Consider the following 25,828-nt stretch of genomic DNA (forward strand, 5'->3'; position numbering starts at 1 on the left):
GGTCCTCTCCGATCAGCCGAGTTCGGCCAGGACTTCAGCGGTCGCGGCGTCGACGACGAGGACGGTGGTCGCCTCCCGGGGCAGCACGGCCAGCACCTCTCCCGCCGGGTGCGCCGCCAGGGTCCGGTTGTCCGCCTCGCCCGCCCCGTCCGTTCCGGACGTCACCTCCTCACCGGTGGAGAGGTCCCAGGTGGTGCGCCGTCCGCTGGACCCGGTGATGAAGTTGGCGCCGTGCAGCAGGTGGAACCGGTCCGTGCCGGGTGCCACGACGAGTTCCTCGGACAGGTAGGGCGGCTCGCCCTCGGGGCTGAAGAGCCGTGGTTCGGTTTCCGTCAGGTAGTTGATGTGCACGACCGCCTCCGGATTGGCGGACAGGTAGAGCAGGTCGCCCTCGTCGTTGGGCAGCGCCACCGAGCCCGGTTCGGCCCCCAGGACTCCCTCCCTGCGGAACACCTCGCGTCCGGTCGAGGTCTCCAGCACCGCGACGAAGCTCCCCTGGTTCAGGGCGAGGTGCTCGCCGTCCGGCGAGTAGGCGGCCCAGCCGACCGCCTCCTCCCAGATGTCGGTGACCGCGCCCGTCTCCAGGTCGATCCTGCGGGTCCCCCCGGGACCGATCGTGACCTCCCCGCCGTCGGGGGAGAACACCACGGGCTCGTAGGCGAGGAGGCCGACCAGGTCCGGAAAGTACATGGTCCGCTCCCCGCTGCGCAGGTCGAAGACGTGCAGGCCGCCCTCGGTGGACAGGTAGGCGAAGCGGCAGCCGTCCGGGCTCACCGTCGGCAGACCCGCGAAGTCGGGCAGGGATTCACCGACGAAGGCGACCTCCTTTCCCGCCTCCCAGTCCCACAGGGCGACCCCGGTGGGATGGGACACGGCCAGCAGTTCGCCCTCTGCCACGAACGCGAGACGGGGGAAAGAGGCCATGTCGAGGTCGTAGCCGTCCTCTCCGGGTATCTCCAGCCTCTCCCGGGCGGCCTCCGCGTACTCCGCCGCGAAGTCCTCCGGCCGCGAACACGGACCCGTTCCGCCGTCCGTCCCGGCCCGCTGCGCACCCTCCCCGGCCCACGGCGGCCAGGCCGCCCCTGCTCCCCGCTCCGAGACCGCCCACACACCCGCGCCAGCGGCCAGGATCAGCGCGGCCGCGCCGGCGCCGACCGCCCACGGCCCCCGGCGGCGGCGGAGAGCCGCCGGGCGTCGCGGGTGCGGGGAGGTGTACTCCCGGTGCGCCTGCGCGGCCTCCTCCACCCTCCGCGCGGCCTCCACCGGGAGCCAGTCCGGCGCCGCCTCGACGGGATCGACCGGGCCGCCCAGTTCCTCCAGCACCCCGGCCGCCGACGGCCGGTCGCCGGGAACCTTCGCCAGGCACCGGGAGAGCAGTCCGCGCAGGTCCTCGGGGACGGAGGCCAGGTCCGGTTCCAGACGGGTGATGCGGTAGGCCACGGCGGAGGGGTGCCCCTCGCCGAACGGGCCGGTACCGGTGAGCGCGTACACGGCGGTGCCCGCCAGCGCGAAGACGTCCGTGGCGGGGGACGCCGCCGCCCCCTCGTACTGCTCGGGGGCGGTGTAGCCGGGGGTCCCGGCGGTCAGGGTCTCCTCATCGTCTGCGTTCTCGGCCCCCTCCAGGGCCTTGGAGACCCCGAAGTCGATCACCTGCGGCCCGACCGCCGCGACCATGACGTTGCCGGGCTTGAGGTCGCGGTGCACCAGTCCGTTCCCGTGCATGCCCTCCAGCACCGAGGCGACCGCCCGCAGCAGGAACCGCACCGACTCCTCGGGGAGCGGACCGGCCTCCCGGACCAGGTCGTGCAGGGTGGGCCCGGCCACGTACTCGGTCGCCATCCACGGCAGCCGGGCGGCGGAGTCGTGGTCCAGCACACGGGGGATGAAGGGCCCGTGCGCGCGGCCCGTCAGGGCGAGTTCCCGGGCGAACCTGGCGCGGAAGCCGGAGTCGTAGGCGAACTCCGCCCGCACCGACTTGACCGCGGCGAGGGTGCCGTCGGCGCCGGTGCCCAGGTAGACGCGGCCCATGCCGCCCGCACCGAGAACGGCGCGGAGGCGGTAGGGGCCGATGTCGCGGGGGTCGTCCGGGGAGAGTGCGCGCATGGGGGCTTTCGTTTCAGTCCGGTTGCTCAAGCTCGTTGACGACGGTCAGGTTCTCGCCGTCCAGTATCAGCACCTGGCCCGCCTCCGGATCGACGACGGCCAGGAACTCGTCGCGGGGGTGCGGGTCCAGTGGTCCGGGCAGCAGGGCGTCGCCGTCGCGCAGGACCTCGCCCGTTCCGGTGTCCCACACCGTCCCGAGCAGTTCGGTGACGCCGTACGGGTCCCCGACACCGGCGTACAGCCGTTCACCGTCGGAGGAGAACGCGAGGGAGAATCCGACGTCGGGGTCGTCCTCGCCGATGCGGCCCAGGTCCCGCAGGGTGGTGCCCGTGTCCAGATCCACCAGACGGACCCGGTCGGTGTCCTCCAGCAGCGCCATCACCGACGGATCGGTCGGATGCGGGGCGAATCCCAGGTTCCCGGGCCCCTCGAAGTAGTGGACCCAGTCCCCGGTGTCCGCGTCCCACACGGCGACCCCCAGCACTCGCTCGGAGCCGTCGCTGACGGTGCCGAGGAGCCTCTCCCCGTCGGCGGTGAACTCCAGGTCGAACACGTGGCTGAACGTGTCCGGCCCCAGCAGGGGGACGGTGAGGACGCGTTCGCCCGCCGCGACGTCCCACACGTGGATGACGTGCTCGATGCCGTCCCGGCCCGGTTCGTTGGCCACGACCGCCACACGGGCCCCGTCGGAGGACAGCGCGGGGTTGCGGGGGTTGGTGCGCTGCTCCTCGTACACCAGGACGGCCTCCTCGGTCAGCGTCCCGTCGGTGTCCCGCAGGAGTTCGATCCTGTCCTGGTGGCCGGGCCCCACCCCGTCCGCGTGGACCATCGCCATCACGCCGTCGGCGTTGATGTCGGTCTCGGACGGCGAGGGGTCGAGGAAGGCCGTGATCTCGCCCGCACGCCAGTCCCACACGGAGAAGTAGAGCGAACCGGTGGCGTAGACCCGTTCCCCGTCGGGGGAGAAGGCCACCCCGTCCGCGGACGACAGGCTCTGCTGGTACCCCTGCGGAGCGAAGGCGGGGTCGGCGGTCCCCTCCCCGGCCGCCTCTCCTGCGGCCGTGCCGTCACCGGTGCCGTTCGCCGTGGCGTCGGCACCGGCCGCCGCGGGGTCCGTGTCCCCCTCGGGTTCCCCGCCGCCGGGCAGCGCGGTGAGCGCGTACCCGCCCCCGGCCACCAGGACCAGGGCGGCGGCCGCGGCCCCCGCGATCAGCGCGTGCCGCCGCCACCGGGCCCGGCCCGCGCGGGTGCGCTCCCCGGCCTGCCGCTCCCCCAGCCGGTGAACGTCGCCGGTCACCCCGTCGGGCAGCCAGGCGTGCGCGGTCCGCGGCACGGGCACGTCGGCCAACGCGTCCAGGACCGCGGCCGTGTTCGGGCGGTGCCCGGAGCTCTTGGCCAGGCAGCGGGCCAGCAGGTCGCGCAGCGGCCCCTCCGGGACCGCCGCCAGGTTCGGGGGGTCCGACAGGACGCGCCGCAGGGTCTCCTTGGCCGATGCGGGCCCGAACGGCGGTTCCCCGGAGGCGGCGAACAGCACCGTCCCGGCCAGGGAGAACACGTCGCTCGCCGGGGACACGTCACGGCCCCTGATCTGCTCGGGGGAGGTGTAGGCGGGGGTGCCGAAGGTCTGCCCGGTGCGGGTCAGCACCGTGCCCTCCACCGCCCGCGCCAGCCCGAAGTCGATCACCTGCGGGCCGCGCGGGGACAGCAGCACGTTGCCGGGTTTGAGGTCGCGGTGCATCAGCCCGGCCCCGTGCACCGCCTCCAGGGCCCGGGCCAGACCGGACACCAGCACGGGCAGGGACTCGGGCGGCAGCGGCCCGTGCTCGCGCACCGCCTCCTTGAGTGTGGGGGCGGGCACGTACTCGGTGGCCATCCACGGCACCTCGGCACCGGTGTCGTCGTCGACCACCGCCGGGGTGAAGGGTCCCCGGACCCGCCGTGCGGCGCGCACCTCGCGGGCGAACCGGGCCCGGAACTCGGGGTCGTGGGCCAGGTCGTCCTTGACGAGCTTGACGGCGACCAGATCGCCGCCCGGGGCGCGGGCCAGGTAGACCTCGCCCATGCCGCCGGCCCCCAGGCGGGCCAGCAGCCGGTGGGGCCCGACGGTGCGGGGGTCCTCAGGGGTGAGGGGGTGCACGGGGGTCCTCACGGTGTCGCGGTTCCGGTGGCGCCGAACCCGGCTCAGGGGGCGGGGCAGGGACAAGTTACCGCCCGGAACACCCTGTGCACAGGACCGTGTCCACATGCGGTCTCCGCGCGGTGCCGGGCCGCGCGCGCCCGGTACGGGAACCGGGTGCGCGTGCCGCTCCGGCCGGTACCGTCCGCCCGTTCCGGCCGCGGGCCCGGGCCACCGGCCGGACCGCACGGAGCCGCCGGAACCCCGCTGTTCGCCCGGCGGAGGACGAGGGCCCGAAGACCCGGGCCGGGCGGGACCCGGCCCGGGTGTCTCACGCGCCCACGGCGGCGCCCCCGGACAGGCGCTCCCGGACGGCGGTCGGCCGTCCGGGAGCGCGCGGGCCCGGTCCCCTAACCGAGGTTCTTGCTGTCGGTGTCCCACTCGGTGGAGCACAGGCCGCAGTCGTCGCCGACGAACTCCCGGCGGGCCTGTTGGTCGCCCTTGAGCCGCCACTCCAGCCAGGCGACGCCGACGCGTCCGTACTCCCCGCCGTCGGGCTCGGCGAAGGTGCCGTAGTGGCCGACGTCGAGGTGGCCGATGAAGGCGGGCAGCCCCCGCGGCAGCCGTCCGTAGTCGTCCAGGGCGTTCTCGTAGGCGATGTCGCCGGGGCCGCCGGTGAAGTAGGCGACGGGGGCGTGCAGGTCCTCCAGCAGGTCGTTGTCGCGGTCGGTCAGCAGGCCGCTGTTCCACAGCACGGTGGTGTCCACGCGCGGGTCGTCGGCGACCTCGTAGGTCTCCAGGCCGCCGCAGGACTGGCCCATGATCGCGACGCTGTCGGTGTCGATGTGGCCCCGGTACTCGCTGAACAGGCGGTCGTTCTCCTCGATCGCCCAGTCGACCGCCTCGGTGAGCATCTCGGGTTCGGTGCTGCCGAACCCGCCGGGGCGGCCGCTGGCGATGACCAGGAAACCGTGTGAGGCGAACTCGGTGAGGATGTTCTCGAACCACGTCCCGTCGGCGCGGCAGGCGCCGTTGCCCCAGGCCACGATCGGCAGCCGCTCGCCCTCGGGCAGGTCCACGGGCCGGTAGACGGTGTGGTCGCGCAGGCGCGGGGTCGTGACGTACTCGGCGTCGTAGGGCCCCGTCCCGCCCAGGACCCGCACGGGGTCGGCGGCGGCCGTCCCGGGGGCGAGGGCGGCGACCGTCGCCAGGCCGAGGAGGACCGACGCCGTCCGGCGTACCAGCGGTGATCCCATCTCATTCTCCTTGGGGGTTCGAAAAAAGCGAGGGTTCCTTTTCCGGCGCGCTGGACACCGAATATCGAACGCCGGTCAGAAACTGTCAACACGCCCTCGCGCACGACACGTGGTTCCACCGATACACCCGCCGGTCCTGCGTTTTCTCCGTTCGGTGACAGAACACGCACCCGACCAGGAAAGGAGGGTCCGGAGAAAGGGGAGAACCGGTGCCACGGGAAAAGATCCCGCACCGTGATCACCTCCGGCACCGGCCGCACCACGCGACCGTCGGCTCACGGTGTCGGCACCGGCCGTTCCCGCCTCAGCGCCTGGGCAGGGCGAAGGCGAGGAGGGCGAAGGCGATCGCGAACGCGGCCTGGACGACCATGCAGATCGCGAGTGCCGTCATGTAGTCCTGCCCGGGCGGGGCGGTGGAACCGGCCATCGCAGTACCCAGAACCCCTCCGGCGACCGCGACTCCGAGCCCCATGGCGGCCTGCTGCGCGGTCTGGATGACCCCGGAGGCCGCTCCTGCCGAGGAGGGCGGGACGTCGGCGATCATCGCCCCGACCAGCGGACCGAACATGAGCGCCTGACCGACCCCGACTCCGACCAGCAGAGCTCCCAGCGTCCACCCGCTCATACCCGGGCCCCGCATGAGCACCGATGCCGCGGTCGCCACCAGCATCGCCGCCTGGACGAACCCGCCGATCGTCAGCAGACGGCGGAATCCGAAACGGGGCGCCAGCTTTCCCGACCAGATCGACACGGCGAAGAAGCACAGTGCGAACGGCAGCAGCACGAGGGCCGCACCCATCGGGGACCAGCCCAGACCCGTCTGCGTGGAGAGCGCGTAGAGGAACGTGAACGCGCCGAAGGCCGACTGGAGCAGGAGGGCCATGATGAGGCCGAGCCGGTACGACCTCAGACGCAGGAGCGGCGGAGGAACGAGCGGGACCAGGTCGCGGCGGTGCAGTCGGAGCTGCCGCGTCCAGAACGCCGCGAACGCCACCGGGCTGGCCGCCAGCAGTGCCCAGCACCACCCGGGCCAACCGAGCGCACCGCCCTGGGACAACGGGATCATCAGCGCGAGCAGCGATACCCCCAGCAACGCGGTCCCGACCAGGTCCAGCGAACGATCGCCCGGTGCGTCGGTGCTGGGCATCCAGCGCAGAGCGGCGAGGAACGCGACGGCGCCCATGAGGACACTCATCGCGAAGACCGTGCGCCAGGGGGAGCCGAGCAGGGGGACCGACAGCAAAACGCCGCCGAGGACCTGACCCACCGCCGTCGCGCCGCCCGCGGTCGCCCCGAACAACGCCACCGCCCGGGCACGCTCGCGTCCATGCGTGGAGGCCGTGATCGTCGCGAGCACCTGGGGAACCATCGCCGCCGCCGACACGCCGGTGAGCGCGCGGGCGACGATCAGCACGGCAATGGTCGGCGCGAGCGTCGCCATCAGCGAGAACGCGGTGAATCCGACCATGCCGAACAGGAAGAGCCGCCGCCTGCCGTACAGGTCGCCCAGACGCCCGCCGACGACCATCGGCGCGGCGAAGCCCAGGGAGTAGACCGACACCACCAACGACTGCTCGGACGCCGAAGCGTGCAGCGAGGCGCCGATACTCGGTACGGCGATTCCCGCGGCGGCGAAGCTCATCACCGACAGCAGCAGGGCGGACAACGCGGTCAGGAGTCCGACCGTGCCCAGCGTCGCAGGCGGCGCCCCCTCCCCTGCGGCTGATCGGGCCAGCGTGGTGGCGCTGCGGGCCTGGCGGTAACCCTCGGCCCGCGCAGGGGTCGTCTGGCTCCGCGGTTTCGATTCTCTAGTCACGTCTCGACCCTGGCAGGGGCCTCATCCCGGTACCAGATGCCTGTTTATGGGGGTACTGACCGAACCTGGCTACTGGTCCGCACGTGAGGCATGGTGGAGACATGACAGGTTCCCGACCCCCCGCGGTCAGACGCGATCTCGGCGCCTTCCTGCGCACCCGACGCGAACGGCTCACCCCGGACCAGGTGGGGCTCCCCAGCACCGGACGCCGTCGCACGCCCGGCCTGCGCCGCGAAGAGGTCGCGGTGCTCGCCGGAGTCGGCGTCACCTGGTACACCTGGCTCGAACAGGGCCGACCGATCAACGTCAGCGCGCAGGTCCTGACCGCGGTCGGCAGAGCCCTTCGCCTGGACGACACCGAGAAGCGACACCTGGAACGCCTCGCCGGTGCGCGTACCCGGTCGACCGCTCCGTTGGCACTCGACGCGTCGCTGTCGACGGCCTACCAGCCGGTACTGGACAAACTCGACCCCTACCCCGCCTGCCTGCAGACCAGCGCGTTCGACGTGGTGGCCTACAACCTCCCCTACCGCTTCCTGTTCACGGACATGGACCGGATACCGCCCGCTGAGCGGAACTGCGCGTTGCAGTTCTTCACCAACGCCGACTGGCGCAGCCGCTATGTCGACGACGACGTCGTCGCCGCTCGGATGGTCGCACAGCTGCGCGCGGTCGCCGGCACCGACACAGGCCACACCGCGAGCACCACGGTCCGGGAGCTGCGGCAGCGGTCGGAGGAGTTCTCGCGGCTGTGGGACCGGCACGACGTCATGCTCCAACACCTGGAGACCAAACGACTGGACAGTCCACGGGTCGGCTTGCTGCGCCTGAACTTCGTCTCGTCCAACGTCGCGGAGACCGGTCACCGCCTGACCGTGATGACACCAGCCGACGAGACCACCTCGCAGCGGCTCCTCCGGCTGTCAGAAGTGGACGTCGACGCCCAGCGCGGATGACGGCGGCGACCGCAGGTGGCGTCGGCGGCCCGCCGGGAGCGTCCGCCGGTAGGTTCTTCGCCCCGGGCGCGCCCTCGCACAGCGGTCGCGGCCCCCTCCGCCGTGACCCCGTGCCCCTAGCGCGGTTCGGCCGTCCATCCCCGCCATGAGAACAGGACCACCGCGGGTCAGGGCCCTTGCGTCGCACCGGTTGCGCTTCCGGCCGGTCCTCGTCCAGCGCCCGCGGGCACCGGCTCACAGCTCGATGACGGTCTTGACGTCGTCGCCGCCGGGTTCGAACGCCTCGTGCACGCGCTCCAGCGGCAGCCGCCGGGTGATCATCCGCTCCAGCCAGGCGTGGTCGGCCCGCGCCAGCGCCCGCGCGGCCATCTCGTAGTGGCGCAGGTTGGCGTTGACCGACCCGAAGAGCACGTCGTTCTCCAGGACCAGCTGGCGGTTGATCGCCCCGGCGTCGACGTCGATCGTGTGCCCGCCCGACGAGATGCCGGTGAGGCACACGATCCCGTAGGCCGCGTTGTGGGCCAACGCGTCGAGGATGACACCGGAGGCGCCGGTGGCCTCGATGACCACGTCCGGCTCGCCCGTGGCCGCGACCTCGGCGACGCCGCCGGTGTGGTACGTCGCCCCGAGGGCGGCCACCAGTTCGGGCTTGACCCCGTGCTCCACCCGGTCCAGTACGTGCACGTCCAGACCGCGCTGGACACCGATCATGGCGGCGAGCAGGCCGATCGGCCCGGCGCCGGTGACGAGCAGGCGGCGCGGCTCGAACCAGGCGCGGCCGCCGATCCGGTCGATCTGGTCCCACGCCTTGGCCACGACCGTGGTCGGCTCCATCAGCACGCCCACGCGCTCCAGCGAAGGGTCGAGCCGGACCGCGTAGTCGGCCTCCACCGTCCACTGCTGGGAGCCGTAGCCGTGGATCTGCTTGATGCCGCGCTCGGTGAACCCGCCGTTGCGGCACATGTCGAACTCCCCGTGCGCACAGGCTCCGCACGGCACGGGGTCGGGCCTGCGCACCACCCCCACCACCAGGTCGCCCGCGGAGAAGCCGCTGCCGTCGGGGGCCTCGCGCACCCGGCCCAGCGACTCGTGCCCCAGGATCAGGCGCTCGTGACCGGGCGGCGCCTCGCCGTACCCGGCGTCCGCGATCTCTCGGTCGGTGCCGCAGATCCCCAGCGCGATGCCGTCGACGAGCAGCTCCCCCGCGCCCGGCACGGGCGTCTCGACCTCGCTGACCCGCACCGAACCGGCCTGCGACGGCACCACCGTCAGAGCACGCATGGCCCTCCCCCTCACCTGACGCACGTGTTCGGCCCCGGTACCGGGTGCCGAGGCGTCCCCGGAACGCGGGACCGGGGGTCGGGAACGCTCCCCGGCGCCCGCCCCGTCCCCGGGGATTCTGCCAAGCGGCTACCCGGGCGCCGCTCCCGACACACGAGGCGGGACGCGAACGGGACGAGGCGCAGCCCGAACGGGGCGCGATCGGGACGGGCGTGAACAGGGCGGGGCGGAGCGGGAGCGGGGCCGGGGCGGGCAGAACGGGAGCGGAGCGCGGACGAGGCCGGGCCGGGGCGTGAACGGGCCGAGGCCGCTCCCGCGCCGCTCCTGTGGTGTACTGGCCGACTGGACAGGACACGACCGGAAGGGGCGCGAGGTGCTGCTGGGTTCGGGCGCGGACGAGGGGACCGCGGTGAGCGTCGGCGGGGCGGGGCTGGACCGCGAGGGGCTGTGGTCGGCCGCGGCCGCCGTGGCCGAGCGGGTCGCGGGGGCGGACGCCGTCGCCGTGCACGGCGAGGCCTCGCTGTCCACGGTCGTCGCGGTGGTCGGCGGCCTGCTGGCCGGGGTGCCCGTGGTCCCGGTCCCGGCGGACTCGGGGACCGCCGAGCGCCGCCACATCGTGCGCGACTCCGGCGCCGCGCTGTGGCTGGGCGCCCCGAGGGAGGACGTGGACCTCCCCGTCGTCCCGGTGGACCCGGCCGAGCGCTCCTCGTTCGCGCTCCCCGAACCGCCGCCCGAGTCCACCGCGCTGGTCATGTACACCTCCGGGACCACCGGACCGCCCAAGGGCGCCCTCATCCCGCGCCGGGCCGTGGCCGCCGACCTGGACGCGCTCGCCGACGCCTGGGACTGGACGCCCGACGACGTGCTGGTGCACGGTCTGCCGCTGTTCCACGTGCACGGCCTGATCCTGGGCGTGCTGGGGGCCCTGCGCGTGGGCAGTCCGCTGCTGCACACCGTCCGCCCCACCCCCGCCGCCTACGCGGCGGCGGCGCAGGGGACTCGGCGCGGAACCCTGTTCTTCGGCGTGCCGACGGTGTGGTCGCGGATCGCCCGCGACCCCGACAGCGCACGCGCCCTGTCCGGGGCGCGGCTGCTGGTCTCGGGCAGCGCCCCGCTGCCCGACACGGTGGCCGACGGCCTGCGGGGGGCGTGCGGCCACAGCCCCGTGGAGCGGTACGGGATGACCGAGACGCTGATCACCGTGGCGGCGCGCGCCGACGCGCCCCGGCGCACCGGCTGGGTCGGGACGGCGCTGCCGGGTCTGGAGACGCGGCTGCGCGGCGAGCACGGGGAGCCCGTCGCCTCCGACGGCGAGAGCGTCGGCGAGCTCCAGGTCCGCGGGGCCACCCTGTTCGGGGGCTACCTCGGGCTGCCGGAGGCCACGGCCGCGGCGTGGACCGGGGACGGCTGGTTCCGCACCGGCGACGCGGCGGTCCGCGACGGGGACGGCTGGCACCGGATCGTGGGCCGGATGTCGGTGGACATGATCAAGACCGGCGGCTACCGGGTCGGCGCGGGCGAGGTCGAGGCGGTGCTGCTCGGCCATCCCGGGGTGATGGAGGCCGCCGTGGTGGGCGAGGCCGACGACGACCTCGGCCAGCGGATCGTGGCCTACCTGGTGGGCGAGGGCATCTCCCCCGAGGCGGTCATCGACTTCGTGGCCGAGCGCCTGTCGGTGCACAAGCGCCCGCGCGAGGTGCGTGTGGTGGACACGCTGCCGCGCAACGCGATGGGCAAGATCCAGAAGAAGCTGCTGGGCAACGCGTCCGCCTGAGTGTCGGCGGGGCGGCGGCCCGCCCGCCGGAGCGGGGTCGGCGAACGCGTGCGCGCGGATGGCCGCGGGCCCGCCGTCCGGATGGGGGGGTTCTCCCCCGCTGGAGCACTTGCCCAAGCAGCACTTTTACGTCGTAGATCACAAAAGGGACATTCCGCTCCCCGCTGGCGCGCGGTGAGACGGCTCTCCTGGGTACCGTCAGGGCCCGCAGTGCGGGGGGGGCGGAGCCGGGTTAGGCGCACCTTTGTTGGAATCATTCCAGAAAAGTGGTTCAATGGGCGCATGCACCAGACGGAGACCGAGGCCCTCCTCCGGGGGGCTTCGCTACGCGTGACCCGACCCCGGGTAGCGGTCCTGGAGGCGGTCGGGGCTCATCCGCACGCCGACGCCAGCACCGTGCTCCAGGCGGTCCGCGGCCAGCTCGGTGCGGTGTCCACACAAGCGGTGTACGACGTGCTCAAGGCTCTGACGGACGTCGGACTCGTCAGGCGGATCGAACCGGAGGGGTCGCCCGCGCGCTACGAGCGCAGGGTGGGTGACAACCACCACCACGTGGTCTGCCGCAGCTGCGGCACGATCGCGGACGTGGACTGCGCCACCGGAGCCGCGCCCTGCATGACGGGTTCGCAGGACCACGGTTTCGCCATAGACGAGGTCGAGGTCACCTACTGGGGCATCTGCCCCGACTGCCAGAAGGCCTGACACACGCCCGGTGCCCTGACCGCGGCACCGAAAGATCCCACCTTAGGACCGAGGAATTCATGTCTCAGGACAACACGAAGCCGCTGACCACGGCCAACGGCGCCCCGGTAGCCAACAACCAGAACAGCCTCACCGCCGGACCGCGCGGCCCGATGCTGCTCCAGGACCTGTGGTTCCTGGAGAAGCTCGCGCACTTCGACCGCGAGGTCATCCCCGAGCGTCGGATGCACGCCAAGGGCTCCGGAGCCTTCGGTACCTTCACGGTCACCCAGGACATCACCCGGTACAGCAAGGCCGCGATCTTCTCCGAGGTCGGCAAGCAGACCGAGATGTTCGCCCGCTTCTCCACCGTCGCCGGTGAGCGCGGCGCCGCCGACGCCGAGCGCGACATCCGCGGTTTCGCCCTGCGCTTCTACACCGAGGAGGGCAACTGGGACGTCGTCGGCAACAACACCCCGGTCTTCTTCTTCCGTGACCCGCTGAAGTTCCCCGACCTCAACCGCGCCGTCAAGCGCGACCCGCGCACCAACATGCGCTCGGCCGAGAACAACTGGGACTTCTGGACCAACCTCCCCGAGGCCCTGCACCAGGTCACCATCGTGATGTCGGACCGCGGCATCCCCGACGGCTACCGCCACATGCACGGCTTCGGCTCGCACACCTTCTCGTTCATCAACGAGGCGGGCGAGCGCTTCTGGGCCAAGTTCCACTTCCGGACCCAGCAGGGCATCAAGAACCTCACGGACCAGGAGGCCGCCCAGGTCGTGGCCGGGGACCGCGAGTCCGCGCAGCGCGACCTGTTCGAGGCCATCGAGCGGGGCGACAACCCCAAGTGGACCTTCTACGTCCAGATCATGCCCGAGGCCGAGGCGGCGGACTACCGCTTCCACCCCTTCGACCTGACCAAGGTCTGGTCCAAGAAGGACTACCCGCTCATCGAGGTCGGCGAGTTCGAGCTCAACCGCAACCCGGAGAACTACTTCGCGGACGTGGAGCAGGCCGCCTTCACCCCGGCCAACCTGGTCCCGGGCATCAGCTTCTCGCCCGACCGCATGCTCCAGGGCCGCCTGTTCTCCTACGGTGACGCCGCCCGCTACCGCCTGGGCGTCAACCACCACCAGATCCCGGTGAACTACCCGCGCGGCGCCAAGCTGGTCAACACCTACCACCGCGACGGCACGATGCGCGTGGACGGCAACCAGGGCGGCGTGCCCGGCATCGAGCCCAACTCCTACGGCCGCTGGCAGGAGCAGCCCTCCTACGCCGAGCCGTCGCAGGCCATCGGCTCGACCGCGGACCGGTTCGACTACCGCGAGGACGACGACAACTACTTCGAGCAGCCGGGCAACCTGTTCCGCCTGATGAACGCGGACGAGCAGCAGCGCCTGTTCGAGAACACCGCGCGCGCCATCGACGGCGCCTCCCAGGCCACCATCGAGCGCCACATCGGCAACTGCACCAAGGCCGACCCGGCCTACGGTGAGGGCGTGCGCAAGGCGATCGAGGCCCTCCAGGCGGGCAAGGTCTCCGCGACCGACCCCAACTCGGACGCCGTCTGAGCAACGCCCGAAGCCCTGATGCCCTGATCGGGGCAGGGGCGTGAGGACCCCGGATCCGGGTCCGATCCACCGAGCCGACGCGGCCCCGACCGCGTCGGCTCGGCCCGTTCCGGGGCCGGGCCCCGGAGGGCGCCGGGCACCGTCGGGCCCGGGGCCGTCGGGCCCGGGGGCCGCGGCGGCGCGGCCCCCGGGTCGGGATCAGCGGATCAGGGCAGCAGGTGGGAGCGGCCGAACATCTCGGCCGCGGCGCGGGCGCTCGGCGTGCCCGCGTCGAGGTCGGCGCCCGCGGCGACGAGCAGCGCCACGATGCCCTCCTCCCCCTTGAACAGCGCGCCGGCCACGGGAGTCTGGTCCCGGTCGTTGCGCAGGTCCACGTCGGCGCCGCGGTCCACGAGGGCGCGGACCGCGGCCTCCTGACCGTGGTAGGCGGCGAGCATCACCAGGGTGTTGCCCTGCTCGTCGCGGGCGTCCACGGGAAGGCCGTGGTCGAGGAACTCCAGCAGCTCCTCCGTGCGCCCCTCCCGGGCCAGGTCCATGGCCAGGGCGATGACCCGGCCCGTCTGCTCTGCGGAGAGTTCGTTCATGGGTTCCATGCTAGACACCTCCACCTGGCCGAACGCGCGCACGCGGCCCCGGCGGAACCCGGAGGGCGCCGGGGCGGAGCGGGCCGGGGACGCCCGGGGGCGGCGGAGGGCACGGATCGTTGCCCGGAAACCCCTGTGGCGCAAGGGTTTCGTGGTTGCGGTGTTGCCCACCGGGCCAGGACAATTGCAGCGCGACACCCACTTCCCCGAGAGGACACCATGGCCGCCACTCCCCCCATCGACACGTCGGTCCCCCACTCCGCACGCGTGTGGAACTACTGGCTGGAGGGCAAGGACAACTACCCCGTGGACCGGGAGCTGGGCCAGCAGATCGCGCGGGCCTTCCCCGAGATCGTGGAGGTCGCCCGCGCCGACCGGCAGTTCCTCGTCCGCTCGGTCACGCACCTGGTCGAGGAGGAGGGCGTCCGCCAGTTCCTGGACATCGGCACCGGCCTGCCCACCGCCAACAACACCCACGAGGCCGCCCAGGCCGCCGCGCCCGAGTGCAAGGTCGTCTACGTCGACAACGACCCCCTGGTGCTGACCCACGCCCGCGCCCTGCTCACCAGCAGCCCCGAGGGCTCGACCGAGTACGTCGACGCCGACCTGACCGACCCCGGTCCCCTCCTGGAGCAGGCCCGCCGGTACCTGGACTTCTCCCAGCCGATCGGGCTGACGTTCATGGGCACCCTGGGCCACTTCCCCGCGGACGAGAACACCTACGCCCTGGCCCGCGCCTACGTGGACGCGCTGCCGTCGGGCAGTTTCCTGGCCCTGTGCGACAGCACGAGCACGAGTCCGCAGATCATCGAGGCGTCCAAGGCGTGGAACGAGGGCGCGAGCCAGCCCATCCACCTGCGCACCGCCGAGGAGATCGAGCGCTTCTTCGACGGCCTGGAACTGCTGGAGCCCGGCGTGGTCTCGGCGTCCCTGTGGCGCCCGCTGCCCACCGAACTGGGCGAGCCCAAGGAGGTCGCCCAGTACGGCGGCGTGGCGCGCAAGCCCTGACCGCGGACGCGTGCGCGGGGCGCCGGGCCGGAGAAACCCCGATCGGGGAACGGGGCCGGGCGGTCCCGCGCTCACCGGGAGACGGGAGAGCCGGACGGACGGCAGCGGGGCCGGGCGGGCGGACCCATGGCCACCGGCCGAGAGGACCGGGGTCCGAGGGCCGGGACCGAACGGGCGGTCCCGTACTCGGCGGACGGGACCGGGGAGTGGGCGTTACGCGGCACGGACCGCCTCCCTCCGGAGGCCGACCGGCGCACCGCGCGCCCTGCGGACGGCCTCCGACCGGCCTCCCTCGAAAAATCCGGGTTCCTCCCCGATCAGGCCTGTGGACAACCCGATCCGGCCGTATCCGCGCGCGCATACTCAGAGCATGCTCTCCTCACACGCCTCCGCCCTGCTGTCCGCCCTCCTCGACGACCTGCCCGGCACCAAGCACCTCCTGACCCTGCACACCCGGCACGTGCTGGCCACGTCCGTCGAACGCCGGGAGGAGGGCTTCGACGTCGAGCATCCGGCGGTGGTGGAGCGGCTGTGCGCCGCCGTCACCAGCGGCGACCCCGCGGCGGTGGTACTGCGCAGCCCCACCGACCGGATCTCCCACACGCTTCCCGACGGGGTGGACGTCCCCGTGACGCTGGTGCGCGGCTGGACGGTCACCGACCGGACCCTGGCGCCCCTCGACGAGGCGCGGATGTTCGACGCCCACTGCACCGACTCCGCGTCGGGCGAGCCCATACCGCCGGAACCGGGCGTGGTGTACACGGACGCGCCCGCGGTCGACCTCACCCTCTTCCACGGCACGTGAAAGCCCCCGGCGCCGTTCGGTGCCGGGGGCCCTCACATGCCGCCCGGGGCGGCGCGGCGGTCGCGGCCGCCGCGCCGCGGGTGGATGTCGGCCGCGTCCGGGGTCAGTTCGCGCTGCAGGAGACCGTCGGCCAGGTCCAGTTGCCGTTGTGGTCGATCGTCACGCCCCAGTTGTTGCCGTTGCCGTTGGGCCTGGCGGTCAGCACCTGGGAGCTGGGGTAGTCGGCGCCGACGTTCCACGTGGCGCTGATCCTGGCCGGGGACGGCACGTTCATCGTCACGGTCCAGTCGTTCGAACCGCTGACCGAGACGTTGAGGTTGTACCGGTCGCTCCACTGCTGGCCCGCGGACAGGGTCGCGGTGCAGCCGCCGCCACCGGGGTTGCCGGGGTTGCCGGGGTTGCCGCCGCCGCTGGAGCCCACGGTGATGTTGGAGCTCCCGCTGCTCTGGTAGCCCTCCGTGGCCATGATCATGTAGTCGTGGTTGCCCAGGTTCATTCCGGCCCGGGCCCACGCGTCGAAGTGGTTTCCGGAGGTGATGGTTCCGCCCGTGCGCCTGGACTGACGCACGCTCCAGTACTGGGGGAAGGTCTGGATGCCGTCGATGGAGGGGGCGTCGTAGCGCATCGTCCGGTAGATGTCGTAGGTGCCGCCGTCGCTGGTGACCGTGCCCATGTGCGTTCCGGTGGGCCGGTAGGTGCCCCAGTTGTCGACGATGTAGTACTCCACGAGCGGGCTCCTCGTCCACCCGTAGAGCGTCAGGTAGGCGTTTCCGGACGGGTTGAAGCTGCCCGAGTAGGTCACCGCCCTGCGCCCGCCGGTGGGCCAGCCCTTGCCGGCGACGAAGTTGCCGGTGTTGCGCCATGAGGTGGTGTAGTTGCCGCCGGAGCCCAGCTCCATGGAGACGGTCCCCTGGCTGTCGGTCCAGAAGGAGTAGAAGTAGCCGTTGTGGGTGCCGGTCTGGTTGGTGGTGATGGCCGCGCTGGCGGTGCCGGGCAGCAGCGCCAGGGTCGTGACCAGCGCGACCGCGACGGCGCAGGCCCGGCCGACGAGCGTTCTGGCGCGGCCTTGTCCGCGGCTGCGCGGGGGTGCGGGGGGATGGTTCATGGGTGCTTCCTCCTCGGGGATCGGGGGGTCAGGAGGCGTGCGGAGGACCGGATCGGGGGTGATCCGACCCGACGGGGACCGTGAGCCCCGTCACAGGGCCAGTGTCCGTCCGACTCCGTTGTGTTGTCAATAAATTCCGGAATATTCCGGATAACTTGGCGGACGGCTCCCCTTCCGCACGGCATCTGTCCTGTTCGGTGACCTGTAGTCGTGACGCGCCCGCGATCGAACACCCTTACTTCCGGAAGGGTTCCGGATCATGGTGGGCGGTGAGCCGCCGTCCTACGGGAGCGCCAAAGGCCCGGCACGCGCGGGCAACGCCTTCGCGCACCGGCCACGGCAATGCGCTCCGGCCTCCCTCTCGGGCCCGTCCCCGTGCCATGCTGGGAGTCATGGAGGTCAAGGAACCGCGGCTGGAGATCGAGTACTGCACCCGGTGCCGGTGGCTCCCGCGGGCCACCTGGATGGCACAGGAGTTGCTGACCACGTTCGAGGCCGAACTCGGCGAGGTCGCGCTCGTCCCGGGCACCAACGGCGTGTTCGAGGTGCGCCTGGACGGGGAGAGCGTGTGGTCGCGCCGGACCGACGCGGCCTTCACCGACGCCGCCGAGCTCAAGCGCCTCATCCGGGACAGGATCGCCCCCGAACACCACCTGGGGCACTCCGAGCTGCCCTCGGACGGCTAGGGGTCGGGGGCAGGCCCGTTCGCGCCCGGCGCGAACGGGCCCCTTCGGCGGTGCCGGGTGCCCGGAGGCGGGCGACGGCCGCCGCCGAACCCCGACGGTTCAGGAGCGCCGGAACGGCCGACGGCGTCGGCTCCGGTCCCCGCTCCGGGCGCGTCCCCGGGGCGCCCACGGCAGCCACGGCTCGCGCGGCGGGTGGGCGACCCGCGTCTGTTCGTCCTCTCCGGCCAGTGCCCGTTCGGCCCCCTCGGGTTCGAGACCGGCGAACAGCATGATGTCGGTGGCGACCATCCGCACGTACAGGTGGGCCGCCCCGGTCACGGGGTCGTCCACCGCGTCCTCGTCGAAGGGCCCGACCAGGCCGAGCACCCGGTCGACCGCGCGCTGGCGCGCCGCGCGGTCTCCGAGACCCTCGGCCAGCACGTCGAGCACGGAGGCCATCTCGCACACCACCGGTGCCAGGCGCCGGCGCTCGCCGCTCTCCGTGGCGGCGGTGGTCCGAGCGAGGGACAGGCAGCTCTCCCCGAGGATGATGAGCCGGTCGACCCGCTCGTCCTCGTACCGCAGCGGCTCCGGGTCGGTCCACCGCGCCCTGGACCAGCGCACCGCGCTGTGGCTGTTCTCGCGTGCGCGGCTGAGGTCGGCCATGGGCCTGCTCAGGGCGCCCAGACGGTCCACCGTCCACAGGGAGGGGTCCTCGTCCTCCTCCAGCGCGCGGCCGGTCGCGCCGAGCAGGCGGACCATCTCCGCCAGCGCGGCGGCCTCGGCCCGGCGCAGCCGCGAGACCACCCGGGCGGGGAACAGGAGCTGGCTCAGCAGGAGCGCCACCCCCGCTCCGATGAGGGCGTCGGTGAGTCTGCCGGTCCCGGCGAAGGCCACAGTGAGGATCGCACTGGCCGCCGCCTGGGCTATCACGAGCCGGGCCGCGCCGACGGCGACGGCGATCGCCATCGCCACGCCGGTGGCGGCGGCCAGGGCCCCGTAACCTCCGCCGGTGACGAGCAGGGCCAGTTCACCGACGACGATGCCGATGACCACGCCGAGCAGCATCCGCACGGCGTTGGTCCCCCGCTCCCCGCCCGCGGCGTTGAGCGCGATGACCGCGGCGATCGGCGCGAAGAAGGGAGAGTGGTCGCTGACCAGGCCGCCCGCGATGATCCACGCCGCGGTCGCGGCGACCGTGGCCTGCACCACCGAACCCCCGTCCGCGGACAGGCGGTCCAGCGCCGCCGAGCCCGCGCGGGCGGCCGACCGCGCTCCGGCGCGGACGAGGCCGCTCAGAGACCGCATGCCCCTCCCGACGCCTCCGGGTCCGGCGGGCTCCGCACGCCCGCGTGGACACAGCCACTGCCGCCACAGCTACCCACGAGGATCACATGATTACCCTCCGAAAACAAAAGCCCCGCGCCACTTGGACGGAAGCCGCCCGCACCGCCCTTCCTCCGGGGGTACGGCCTCCCCCACCAGGGTGGGGAGGAGGCCGTGCGGAAGGTGCGGCCGCCGTTGCGGTTACCGTCGGGGACATGGTGATCCCGAGTGACGAAGAGATCCGAGCGCTGCACGAGAGGCACGCGCCCACACGCGAGGCGTTCGACCTCGTCCACACCCACTGCGAGATCGTGTGCGCGGTCGCCGAGCAGCTGCTCGACCGCTCCGGCCCGGCGCTGGACCGCGCCCTGGTCCGGGCGGGGTGCCTGCTGCACGACATCGGGGTCTACCGGCTGTACGACTCCTCCGGGCGGCTCGACCACGCGCGCTACGTGAGCCACGGGGTGCTCGGCCACGAGATCCTCGCCGGGGAGGGGCTGCCCGAGGCGCTGTGCCGGTTCTGCTCGCACCACACCGGGGTGGGGCTGACCCGGCAGGACATCCGCGACCAGGGGCTTCCCGTTCCGGAGGGGGACTACGTGGCCGAGTCCGCCGAGGAGGAGCTGGTGATGTACGCGGACAAGTTCCACAGCAAGCGCAACCCGCCGGTGTTCTTCTCCGCCGACTCCTACGCCGCGTCCGTCGCCCGCTTCGGCGAGGACAAGGTGACCCGCTTCAAGGAGCTGCGCACGCGCTTCGGAGTCCCCGACCTGGCCCCGCTCGTGGCCGCCCACGGCCACGCCCTGGTCTGAGCCGGACTCAGTCGGCCGCCGGACCGGACGAGGCGCCCGTCCACGGGGCGGTGGCCGTGAACGGGCGATCCCCTTTCCGGTGCGCCACTTCCCGGGGACCGGCGGAGAGAGCCGCACGACATTTATTTGACAAGGAAGAAACTTCCCTAGGATGGTGTTGTTGGGGCAAAACAGCCCGACCTCCGAGGCACGGGAAACCCCTCGGACCTACTGACTGGGAGACCACCATGTCCGATGCGACCGAGACGGCACCGCGGGCGTCGTCCCCGGACGAGCGCCACCTGAGCGACGACGCGGGCATGGACGCCGTGACCCTGCGCGTGGGCGACCTGGAGTCGATGACCTCGTACTACGCGAACGCGCTCGCCCTGGAGCCGGTCGAGGAAAGGGCGCACGGGCGCGAGGTGCACCGCGTGCTCGGCCGCGGCCGGACCCCCATGGTCCGGCTGGTCTCCACCCCGGGGCTGCCCGCCGTCGACCCGCGCCAGGCCGGGCTGTTCCACACCGCGTTCCTGTTCGAGGACCCGCGTCACTCGCCGCGACCGTCTACCGCGCGGCGCAGGAGCCGCGCAGCCGGTTCGTGGGCTCCTCCGACCACCTGGTCAGCGAGGCCTTCTACTTCACCGACCCCGAGGGCAACGGTATCGAGCTCTACACCGACCGGGACCGGTCGGCCTGGAGGTACGACCAGGGGCGGCTGCGGATGGGCACGCTGTACCTGGACCCCAACGACTACCTGCGCACGCACCTCGACGAGGCGGTCGTCGCCGAGGGGCCGCACCGGGCGGGCAGGGTCGGACACGTCCACCTGCAGGTCGGCGACATCGGGACCGCCAGGGCCTTCTACGTCGACGCCATCGGGTTCGAGACCACGGTCGACACCTACCCGGGCGCGCTGTTCGCGTCGGCGGGCGGCTACCACCACCACGTCGCGATGAACACCTGGCAGAGCGCAGGCGCGGGTCCGCGCGCCGCGAGCCTGGGGCTGGGCGACGTGGCGATCACCGTGCCCGCGCGCCAGGACCTCGACGCGCTCGTCGCGCGCCTGAGGGAGCACAAGCTGGCCCACGCCGACACCGGCAGGTCGGTGGTGCTCCGCGACCCGTGGGACACCCAGGTCACGGTCGCCCTTCCCGGCACCAGTGCCGAGGAACTCCTGGACCGCTGACCGCGGCCGCCGTCCGGGCCGGACGAAGGCCCCTGTCCCTGGTCCGGGTCAGGCCCGGACCAGGGACGCCGGGGTCGGCGGGGCGGCGGTCAGCTCCTCCGGGGCGGTCAGGTACCAGGCCTCCAGGGTGAGCTCGCTGAGCTCGTCCAGGTCGATCCCGTCGAGGTGGACGACCACCCAGCCGAACCCGCCCGCGGTGAACTGCACCTCGAACACCTCGGGCCGCTCGGCCACCAGCGCGGTCTGCTCCAGAAGGGTCTGCTTGAGCCCCACGGTGGCGGTGCGCGGCCACAGGTAGCCGAAGGGCCTGCCGCGCACGCGGAACGTCGTGTACTGGTCCGAGTCCCTGGACTCGCACTCCGGCAGCGCGCTCACCAACCGCACGAACCGCTCGATCTCCACACCCATGGGAGGAGCCAACCACACGCCGCCGACAGGTCGGCACGCGGCGGGTGGCCGTCCGTCGGCGCCGACCCCGGCCCCGCGTGTGGCGGGCCCCGCTCGGGCAGGACGGACCGCAGGTCAGACCAGTGCCGCGACCACCGCCCGCTCGTCGCCCCACCGGGCGAGAAGCCGCACGCTCCCCTCGGGCTCACCGTCCAGGACCCGCTGGACCAGCACCCGCCCGCCCCGGGGGGCGCCGGTGCCGGGCTCCCTGGAGACCACGACCTGCTGGGACCTGTTCTCCAGGCGGCGGCCCTCCTCCCAGACCTCCAGCTCCGCCTGCTCCTGCCCGCCCTCCAGCGCCCGCCGGAAGCAGGCGAGGGACACCTCGTCCTCGGTGCCGTCGTAGACCCAGCGCGTTCCCAGGACGGAGTGCTCCAGGGTGCCGACGAGGTGGTCCTCGTGGTCGGGCAGGGGCGCGCCCCGGTAGGTCAGCGGCAGGTGGAGCAGACGGTCCCCGCGCCGGACCAGGAACACCTCCACCCCGACCTCGCCCTCCGGGTCGTCGAACCGGTACGCGCCGAGGATCTCACCGGGCCCCCGGCCCGCCCACGGCTGAGCGTCCAGCCAGGCGCCGATCAGCTCGGGTTTGCTCGGTGTGAGATCGGCCTTGTAGATGATCGCCATGGGCCCAGTATCCGGCACCGGTGCTCGGCCGGGAAGCCGGCCGACCTGCGAGCCCCTCCCCCGGCCGTCCGGGCACGGAAACGCACCTGAACGCGGCGGAGTCCCCGCGGCGCACCGGCGGGGCTCCGAACCGTCATCCCTTCCCCCTAAGGTCATGGCGACCAGCAGGCGAGGAAGGGGAACCGCACGTGACGCACCTACAACCGATCTGTCTCCCGGAGGCGTTCGTCCGCAACCGGGGAGTCGACCCGGCCAACGCGTTCTGGTGGGAACACCACGCGGTGTGCACGGGCCAGGACGGGGAGCGCTACGTCCTCTCCGAGATCGGTTACAACCCCTACCGGTACGACGACGCCGACCGCGACAAGGAGGAGACCTCCGGACACGTGCTGGCCCGGTACACCCCGGACGGGACCCCGGTCGCCCAGGCCTTCCTGGACTGGGGGCGCTCCGACTCGATCGTCGGTGACGGGGGCTACCACCCGGGCTCGCTGAGCCTCCTCCCGGACGGTCGGGTCCTGTACTCCATGCGGAACGACCGGGCGTTCGCCTTCACCCCGGCTCTCGACGCGATGGAGGAGGTCACGGCTCCCGGAGCGAAGCGGTGGGCGTTCAGAACGCGCCTGACACCGTCCGGGCGCGCGCTGTGCCTGCTCGGCGACAACACGGTGGCGCTCTCCACCGAACCGGTCGGCGCGAAGCTGCCCGCGCTCACCGCGGTGACCGCTCTGATGCGTGAGCGGCCTCCCGTGGGCCATGCGCCCCGCTACTGCCCGCCGTCCGGCGCGTCGGGAGAGGGAACGCCCCTGACAGAGCTGGTCGAGCAGCTCGGGGCGGCGTACGGGACGGGTCTGGGACGTCCGGACCCGGAGAACGTGCGGGACGTCGTGCCGATCGACGACTCCACCTTCGTGGTCGTGACGGTCGGCTGGTCGAAGTGGGCCGGTCGACGCGGCGGTGACTTCCTGTTCGCGCTGGTGAACGCCGAAGGCACACTGCTGGGACACCTCGACCTCCACACCTACTGGGACTCCGCGGCCCGCGGCACGCGCTACGACGTGGTCGCGGACCATGAGCGGCGCCGCGTCTTCCACCTCAACACCTTCGGCCTGTACGCGTTCGACGACTCCGGAAACAGGACGCTGCACCTGTCCACCGAGGCCAAGGAGTACAAACCCCTCGCCCATTTCCAGTTGCGCGAGTTCGACCCGACCGGGTCACTGGTACTCGTCCACGAGAAGCAGCACCTCCTGCTGACCGTCCCGGTGCCCGACGACCTGGCCGAACTGCCCGGCGCCGTCGTCGACGCGCTCGCGCATTTCCGGAGGGCGCGGACGCGGCTGAAGAAGGAGCACCAGCCCCAGAACTGGTACTGGAGGACTTCGAAGGCCCCGCTCTCCTCCTTTTGAGCCCCGGGGCCAGCGCCCGGCGCGTGCGGGCCGCCGGACACAGGGGCTCGGTGTCCGCCGAACAAAAGGGGTACCTGATTCTGCGCGACCCGACGTGCGGGTCGTGCCTAGCGGGAGAAGTCGTCCGGCCCCCGGGCGGGGCCGTGGTAGAACTCGCGTTCGGGCTCGTCGTCGGGCACGGGCGGGTAGGTGGGACCGTCCTCGCCCGTCTCCCGGCTGGCGGCGATGGCGATGCCCAGGGTCCGCATCGTCTGGACGGCCCTGTCGCGCAGCTCGGGAAGCCTGGAGTACAGCACGTCGCCGGGGCAGGCGGTGGCGTTGAAGTCGCGGTGGCCCAGGATGGCGCTGTGGGGGTTGAGCCCGTAGGCGCCGCACAGCCACGCCAGGGTCTGCACCAGCGCGTCGGTCAGGGCGGCGGTCGGGCCCACGCTGGTGTACAGGCCCTCGTTCTCGATGCCGATGCAGGTGTTGTTGTGGTTGGCCACGTGGGCGCCCACGACGTGGTCGCCCGCCGCGATGGCCTCCGGCGTGCGGTCGCGGCCCTCCATGACGTAGCCGCCGCGGCTGATGGTCAGTTGCTGGCCAGTGTCGCTCCAGCCGTTGGTGTCCATGTGGTGGTTCTGGATCGACCTGGACAGGTTCAGGGCGTGGTCGAGCGAGTAGTCGGTGCTGTTGGGCGTCGCGGTGTGGTGGACCACGATGTAGCGGGGCGCGGCGGCCAGGACCTGGATGGGGCTGCTCGGCGGGCGTGCGCCCCAGGCGCCCCGCCAGTACAGGTAGGGCTGGGCCGCCTGGACGGCGGCACTCGTGTCGGCCGGTCGGGCGAAGGCGCTTGTGGCGCCGACCGCACCGAGGGCGGCGGTGGCTGAGGCGATGGTGGCCGCGCGCAGGATGCTGCGCCTGTCCGGACCTGACCCGTGGGTGGTGGTCATGGGGATCCTCAGGGGATAGCGGGGGTTACTTGCCAGTTAATGAAAAAACACGGACCCCACGGCGCGCAAAGGGTCACATCGTGTATTTCTGTGACCGCTTCCGGCCAGAAAAGCAACCCACAGACCCGGTGGCCGAATTCCGTTCGATGTTGTAGGGGCGGCGGGAAAGGCGGGAGGGGGATTCCCGCCTTTCCCCTTCTTTCCCGCCCGGCTCGGCCAGAAGGCACCGGCATTTCGACGAACGGGAGACCGGAGCAGCCGACAGCCGCGACGGGGCGAGCTGGCGAGGACGTCCGGCTTCGACACCCTCGGGGTCAGTCGATCGTGACGACGATCTTTCCGACGTGCTGGTGGCGCGTGAACTGCTCCTGGGCCGTGGCCAGGTCGTCCAGCGCGTACCGGGCCGCGATCACGGGCTGGACCGTGCCGCCCCGCGCCGCACGCAACAGCGCGGCGAAATGCTCGCGGGTGTGCATCGACGAGCCGATGAGGCTGATGTTGTGCAGGTACAGCCGACGCAGGTCGAACTCGACGACCGGTCCGGCGACCGCCCCGGCCACGACCCACCGCCCGTCATCACGGACCAGCGGCATGAGCTGGGAGACCAGCGGACCGCCGACCACGTCGGCGACCGCGTCAACGCCTCCGGGAGCGCACCGGTCGATCTGCTCGGCGAGGTCACCGCCTCGGTCGACGGTGTGCGAGGCTCCGGCGGCGAGCACCTCAGCGGCTTTGTCTTCGCTGGTGACCGCGATGACGTTCGCGTCCCGCGCCCCGGCGAGCTGCACCAGGGCCAGGCCGACACCGCCGGAGGCGCCGGTGACCACGACCGTCTCACCGGCGGTGACGTCCGCGCGTTCCAATATGCCCATGGCGGTGCCGTAGGCCACCGGGAGGGCGGCCAGCTGTTCGTCGGACAGCGGCGAGCCGGTCACGTCGTGGGCCTGCTCGGCGGTCACGACCACGAACTCGGCGAAGCCGCCGTCGGCCTCGCTGCCGAGCAGTCCCACCGGCGGCGCGTCGCGCGTGTGGTCGCGGTACAGGGCCGGGTCCACCAGGACGCGCTGGCCCACCCGGTCGGCATCGACGCCCGGGCCCGCCTCGGCGATCACACCGCAGATGTCACCGCCCTGCACGCGCGGGAAACGGAGGGGGCCGCGCCAACCGGCCCGCGCGTCGGGGTCACCGGGCAGGCCGTAGGCCCCCTCCCGCGTCCAGACGTCGGTGTTGTTGACCGCCGCCGCCAGGACCCGGACCAGCACCTCGCCGACACGGGGTACGGGTCGGGGCCAGTCACTCCGTGCGTGCAGTACCTCCGGTCCGCCGTGCGCGGTGAGCACGACCGCTCTCATCTGTCCCATGCACCCATCGTGGCATCCT

21 protein-coding genes and 1 pseudogene are annotated in these 25,828 nt (G+C 72.6%); 10 read left to right on the forward strand and 12 right to left on the reverse strand.

Features of this window, described 5'->3' with window-relative positions; translation table 11 throughout:
* Positions 1 to 12 precede the first annotated feature (12 nt).
* The 4 genes from UIS43_RS07070 to UIS43_RS07085 all read right to left on the reverse strand — a co-directional run bounded on the left by UIS43_RS07070 (position 13) and on the right by UIS43_RS07085 (position 7,291).
* Positions 13 to 2,103 carry a serine/threonine-protein kinase gene (locus UIS43_RS07070; RefSeq protein WP_071622339.1) on the reverse strand — a complete coding sequence of 697 codons (2,091 nt, stop codon included), beginning with the start codon at positions 2,101 to 2,103 and terminating at the stop codon, positions 13 to 15.
* Positions 2,104 to 2,116: 13 nt separating this feature from the next.
* Positions 2,117 to 4,240 (reverse strand): protein kinase, encoded by a 2,124-nt coding sequence (locus tag UIS43_RS07075; RefSeq protein ID WP_370012826.1) that lies wholly within the window; start codon positions 4,238 to 4,240, stop codon positions 2,117 to 2,119.
* A gap of 389 nt (positions 4,241 to 4,629) precedes the next feature.
* Positions 4,630 to 5,475, reverse strand: a complete 846-nt coding sequence (locus UIS43_RS07080; RefSeq protein ID WP_370012828.1) for an alpha/beta hydrolase — start codon at positions 5,473 to 5,475, stop codon at positions 4,630 to 4,632.
* Positions 5,476 to 5,779: 304 nt separating this feature from the next.
* The gene (locus UIS43_RS07085) at positions 5,780 to 7,291 is read right to left on the reverse strand and encodes an MFS transporter (protein ID WP_370012829.1); all 1,512 of its coding nucleotides are present in this window, start codon (positions 7,289 to 7,291) and stop codon (positions 5,780 to 5,782) included.
* A 101-nt stretch (positions 7,292 to 7,392) separates the two neighbouring features.
* Between UIS43_RS07085 and UIS43_RS07090 the strand changes: the two genes are divergently transcribed.
* A complete protein-coding gene (locus UIS43_RS07090; protein ID WP_013153724.1) occupies positions 7,393 to 8,247 on the forward strand; it encodes a helix-turn-helix transcriptional regulator in 855 nt (284 codons plus the stop codon).
* Positions 8,248 to 8,481: 234 nt separating this feature from the next.
* Here UIS43_RS07090 and UIS43_RS07095 read toward each other — a convergent pair whose 3' ends face one another.
* Positions 8,482 to 9,528 carry a glucose 1-dehydrogenase gene (locus tag UIS43_RS07095; protein ID WP_370012830.1) on the reverse strand — a complete coding sequence of 349 codons (1,047 nt, stop codon included), beginning with the start codon at positions 9,526 to 9,528 and terminating at the stop codon, positions 8,482 to 8,484.
* Positions 9,529 to 9,901: 373 nt separating this feature from the next.
* On the opposite strand from UIS43_RS07095, the gene UIS43_RS07100 reads away from it, so the two are divergent.
* The 3 genes from UIS43_RS07100 (at position 9,902) to UIS43_RS07110 (ending at position 13,563) form a co-directional block, all read left to right on the forward strand.
* Positions 9,902 to 11,302 (forward strand): acyl-CoA synthetase, encoded by a 1,401-nt coding sequence (locus UIS43_RS07100; protein ID WP_013153726.1) that lies wholly within the window; start codon positions 9,902 to 9,904, stop codon positions 11,300 to 11,302.
* 282 nt (positions 11,303 to 11,584) lie between these two features.
* Positions 11,585 to 12,004: a Fur family transcriptional regulator gene (locus tag UIS43_RS07105; protein WP_013153727.1), complete on the forward strand. Its 420-nt coding sequence runs from the start codon at positions 11,585 to 11,587 to the stop codon at positions 12,002 to 12,004.
* A gap of 59 nt (positions 12,005 to 12,063) precedes the next feature.
* Positions 12,064 to 13,563 carry a catalase gene (locus UIS43_RS07110; protein ID WP_013153728.1) on the forward strand — a complete coding sequence of 500 codons (1,500 nt, stop codon included), beginning with the start codon at positions 12,064 to 12,066 and terminating at the stop codon, positions 13,561 to 13,563.
* Between the two features lie 206 nt (positions 13,564 to 13,769).
* On the opposite strand, the gene UIS43_RS07115 is transcribed toward UIS43_RS07110, so the two are convergent.
* On the reverse strand, positions 13,770 to 14,147 hold the full coding sequence (locus tag UIS43_RS07115) for an ankyrin repeat domain-containing protein (protein WP_041553165.1): 378 nt from the start codon (positions 14,145 to 14,147) through the stop codon (positions 13,770 to 13,772).
* A gap of 219 nt (positions 14,148 to 14,366) precedes the next feature.
* On the opposite strand from UIS43_RS07115, the gene UIS43_RS07120 reads away from it, so the two are divergent.
* Both UIS43_RS07120 and UIS43_RS07125 read left to right on the forward strand, forming a co-directional pair.
* A complete protein-coding gene (locus UIS43_RS07120) occupies positions 14,367 to 15,155 on the forward strand; it encodes an SAM-dependent methyltransferase (protein ID WP_013153730.1) in 789 nt (262 codons plus the stop codon).
* Positions 15,156 to 15,525: 370 nt separating this feature from the next.
* Positions 15,526 to 15,960 (forward strand): hypothetical protein, encoded by a 435-nt coding sequence (locus tag UIS43_RS07125; protein ID WP_041552758.1) that lies wholly within the window; start codon positions 15,526 to 15,528, stop codon positions 15,958 to 15,960.
* 103 nt (positions 15,961 to 16,063) lie between these two features.
* On the opposite strand, the gene UIS43_RS07130 is transcribed toward UIS43_RS07125, so the two are convergent.
* Positions 16,064 to 17,065 (reverse strand): glycoside hydrolase family 11 protein, encoded by a 1,002-nt coding sequence (locus tag UIS43_RS07130; protein ID WP_358454457.1) that lies wholly within the window; start codon positions 17,063 to 17,065, stop codon positions 16,064 to 16,066.
* A gap of 392 nt (positions 17,066 to 17,457) precedes the next feature.
* Here UIS43_RS07130 and UIS43_RS07135 point away from each other — a divergent pair, with 392 nt between their 5' ends.
* Complete coding sequence (locus tag UIS43_RS07135; protein WP_019608408.1) at positions 17,458 to 17,751, forward strand: SelT/SelW/SelH family protein; 294 nt, start codon at positions 17,458 to 17,460, stop codon at positions 17,749 to 17,751.
* 99 nt (positions 17,752 to 17,850) lie between these two features.
* Here UIS43_RS07135 and UIS43_RS07140 read toward each other — a convergent pair whose 3' ends face one another.
* On the reverse strand, positions 17,851 to 19,038 hold the full coding sequence (locus tag UIS43_RS07140) for an aromatic acid exporter family protein (protein WP_117198421.1): 1,188 nt from the start codon (positions 19,036 to 19,038) through the stop codon (positions 17,851 to 17,853).
* A 233-nt stretch (positions 19,039 to 19,271) separates the two neighbouring features.
* Here UIS43_RS07140 and UIS43_RS07145 point away from each other — a divergent pair, with 233 nt between their 5' ends.
* On the forward strand, positions 19,272 to 19,868 hold the full coding sequence (locus UIS43_RS07145) for an HD domain-containing protein (RefSeq protein WP_013153734.1): 597 nt from the start codon (positions 19,272 to 19,274) through the stop codon (positions 19,866 to 19,868).
* 227 nt (positions 19,869 to 20,095) lie between these two features.
* A pseudogene (locus tag UIS43_RS07150) lies at positions 20,096 to 21,036 on the forward strand (VOC family protein).
* A 48-nt stretch (positions 21,037 to 21,084) separates the two neighbouring features.
* On the opposite strand, the gene UIS43_RS07155 reads toward UIS43_RS07150, so the two are convergent.
* Together UIS43_RS07155 and UIS43_RS07160 are read right to left on the reverse strand one after the other, a co-directional pair.
* A complete protein-coding gene (locus tag UIS43_RS07155; protein ID WP_019608404.1) occupies positions 21,085 to 21,444 on the reverse strand; it encodes an MmcQ/YjbR family DNA-binding protein in 360 nt (119 codons plus the stop codon).
* A 114-nt stretch (positions 21,445 to 21,558) separates the two neighbouring features.
* Positions 21,559 to 22,107: a hypothetical protein gene (locus tag UIS43_RS07160; RefSeq protein ID WP_013153737.1), complete on the reverse strand. Its 549-nt coding sequence runs from the start codon at positions 22,105 to 22,107 to the stop codon at positions 21,559 to 21,561.
* Between the two features lie 188 nt (positions 22,108 to 22,295).
* Here UIS43_RS07160 and UIS43_RS07165 point away from each other — a divergent pair, with 188 nt between their 5' ends.
* On the forward strand, positions 22,296 to 23,516 hold the full coding sequence (locus UIS43_RS07165) for a hypothetical protein (RefSeq protein ID WP_370012836.1): 1,221 nt from the start codon (positions 22,296 to 22,298) through the stop codon (positions 23,514 to 23,516).
* 107 nt (positions 23,517 to 23,623) lie between these two features.
* On the opposite strand, the gene UIS43_RS07170 is transcribed toward UIS43_RS07165, so the two are convergent.
* On the reverse strand, positions 23,624 to 24,448 hold the full coding sequence (locus UIS43_RS07170) for a peptidoglycan recognition family protein (RefSeq protein ID WP_370012838.1): 825 nt from the start codon (positions 24,446 to 24,448) through the stop codon (positions 23,624 to 23,626).
* 314 nt (positions 24,449 to 24,762) lie between these two features.
* Positions 24,763 to 25,809, reverse strand: a complete 1,047-nt coding sequence (locus UIS43_RS07175) for a zinc-binding dehydrogenase (protein ID WP_370012839.1) — start codon at positions 25,807 to 25,809, stop codon at positions 24,763 to 24,765.
* Positions 25,810 to 25,828 lie beyond the last annotated feature (19 nt).

Origin of the sequence: Nocardiopsis sp. LDBS0036 (genome assembly GCF_041228755.1) — a bacterium.
Classification (GTDB): Bacteria; Actinomycetota; Actinomycetes; order Streptosporangiales; family Streptosporangiaceae; genus Nocardiopsis; species Nocardiopsis dassonvillei.

Bases quoted from the DNA above. Each gene is read 5' to 3' on its own strand.
- UIS43_RS07070 (WP_071622339.1), bottom strand. From the start codon at position 2,103: ATGCGCGCACTCTCCCCGGACGACCCCCGCGACATCGGCCCCTACCGC.
- UIS43_RS07080 (WP_370012828.1), bottom strand. From the start codon at position 5,475: ATGGGATCACCGCTGGTACGCCGGACGGCGTCGGTCCTCCTCGGCCTG.
- UIS43_RS07090 (WP_013153724.1), top strand. From the start codon at position 7,393: ATGACAGGTTCCCGACCCCCCGCGGTCAGACGCGATCTCGGCGCCTTC.
- UIS43_RS07095 (WP_370012830.1), bottom strand. From the start codon at position 9,528: ATGCGTGCTCTGACGGTGGTGCCGTCGCAGGCCGGTTCGGTGCGGGTC.
- UIS43_RS07105 (WP_013153727.1), top strand. From the start codon at position 11,585: ATGCACCAGACGGAGACCGAGGCCCTCCTCCGGGGGGCTTCGCTACGC.
- UIS43_RS07110 (WP_013153728.1), top strand. From the start codon at position 12,064: ATGTCTCAGGACAACACGAAGCCGCTGACCACGGCCAACGGCGCCCCG.
- UIS43_RS07115 (WP_041553165.1), bottom strand. From the start codon at position 14,147: ATGAACGAACTCTCCGCAGAGCAGACGGGCCGGGTCATCGCCCTGGCC.
- UIS43_RS07120 (WP_013153730.1), top strand. From the start codon at position 14,367: ATGGCCGCCACTCCCCCCATCGACACGTCGGTCCCCCACTCCGCACGC.
- UIS43_RS07125 (WP_041552758.1), top strand. From the start codon at position 15,526: ATGCTCTCCTCACACGCCTCCGCCCTGCTGTCCGCCCTCCTCGACGAC.
- UIS43_RS07130 (WP_358454457.1), bottom strand. From the start codon at position 17,065: ATGAACCATCCCCCCGCACCCCCGCGCAGCCGCGGACAAGGCCGCGCC.
- UIS43_RS07135 (WP_019608408.1), top strand. From the start codon at position 17,458: ATGGAGGTCAAGGAACCGCGGCTGGAGATCGAGTACTGCACCCGGTGC.
- UIS43_RS07140 (WP_117198421.1), bottom strand. From the start codon at position 19,038: ATGCGGTCTCTGAGCGGCCTCGTCCGCGCCGGAGCGCGGTCGGCCGCC.
- UIS43_RS07145 (WP_013153734.1), top strand. From the start codon at position 19,272: ATGGTGATCCCGAGTGACGAAGAGATCCGAGCGCTGCACGAGAGGCAC.
- UIS43_RS07155 (WP_019608404.1), bottom strand. From the start codon at position 21,444: ATGGGTGTGGAGATCGAGCGGTTCGTGCGGTTGGTGAGCGCGCTGCCG.
- UIS43_RS07160 (WP_013153737.1), bottom strand. From the start codon at position 22,107: ATGGCGATCATCTACAAGGCCGATCTCACACCGAGCAAACCCGAGCTG.
- UIS43_RS07170 (WP_370012838.1), bottom strand. From the start codon at position 24,448: ATGACCACCACCCACGGGTCAGGTCCGGACAGGCGCAGCATCCTGCGC.
- UIS43_RS07175 (WP_370012839.1), bottom strand. From the start codon at position 25,809: ATGGGACAGATGAGAGCGGTCGTGCTCACCGCGCACGGCGGACCGGAG.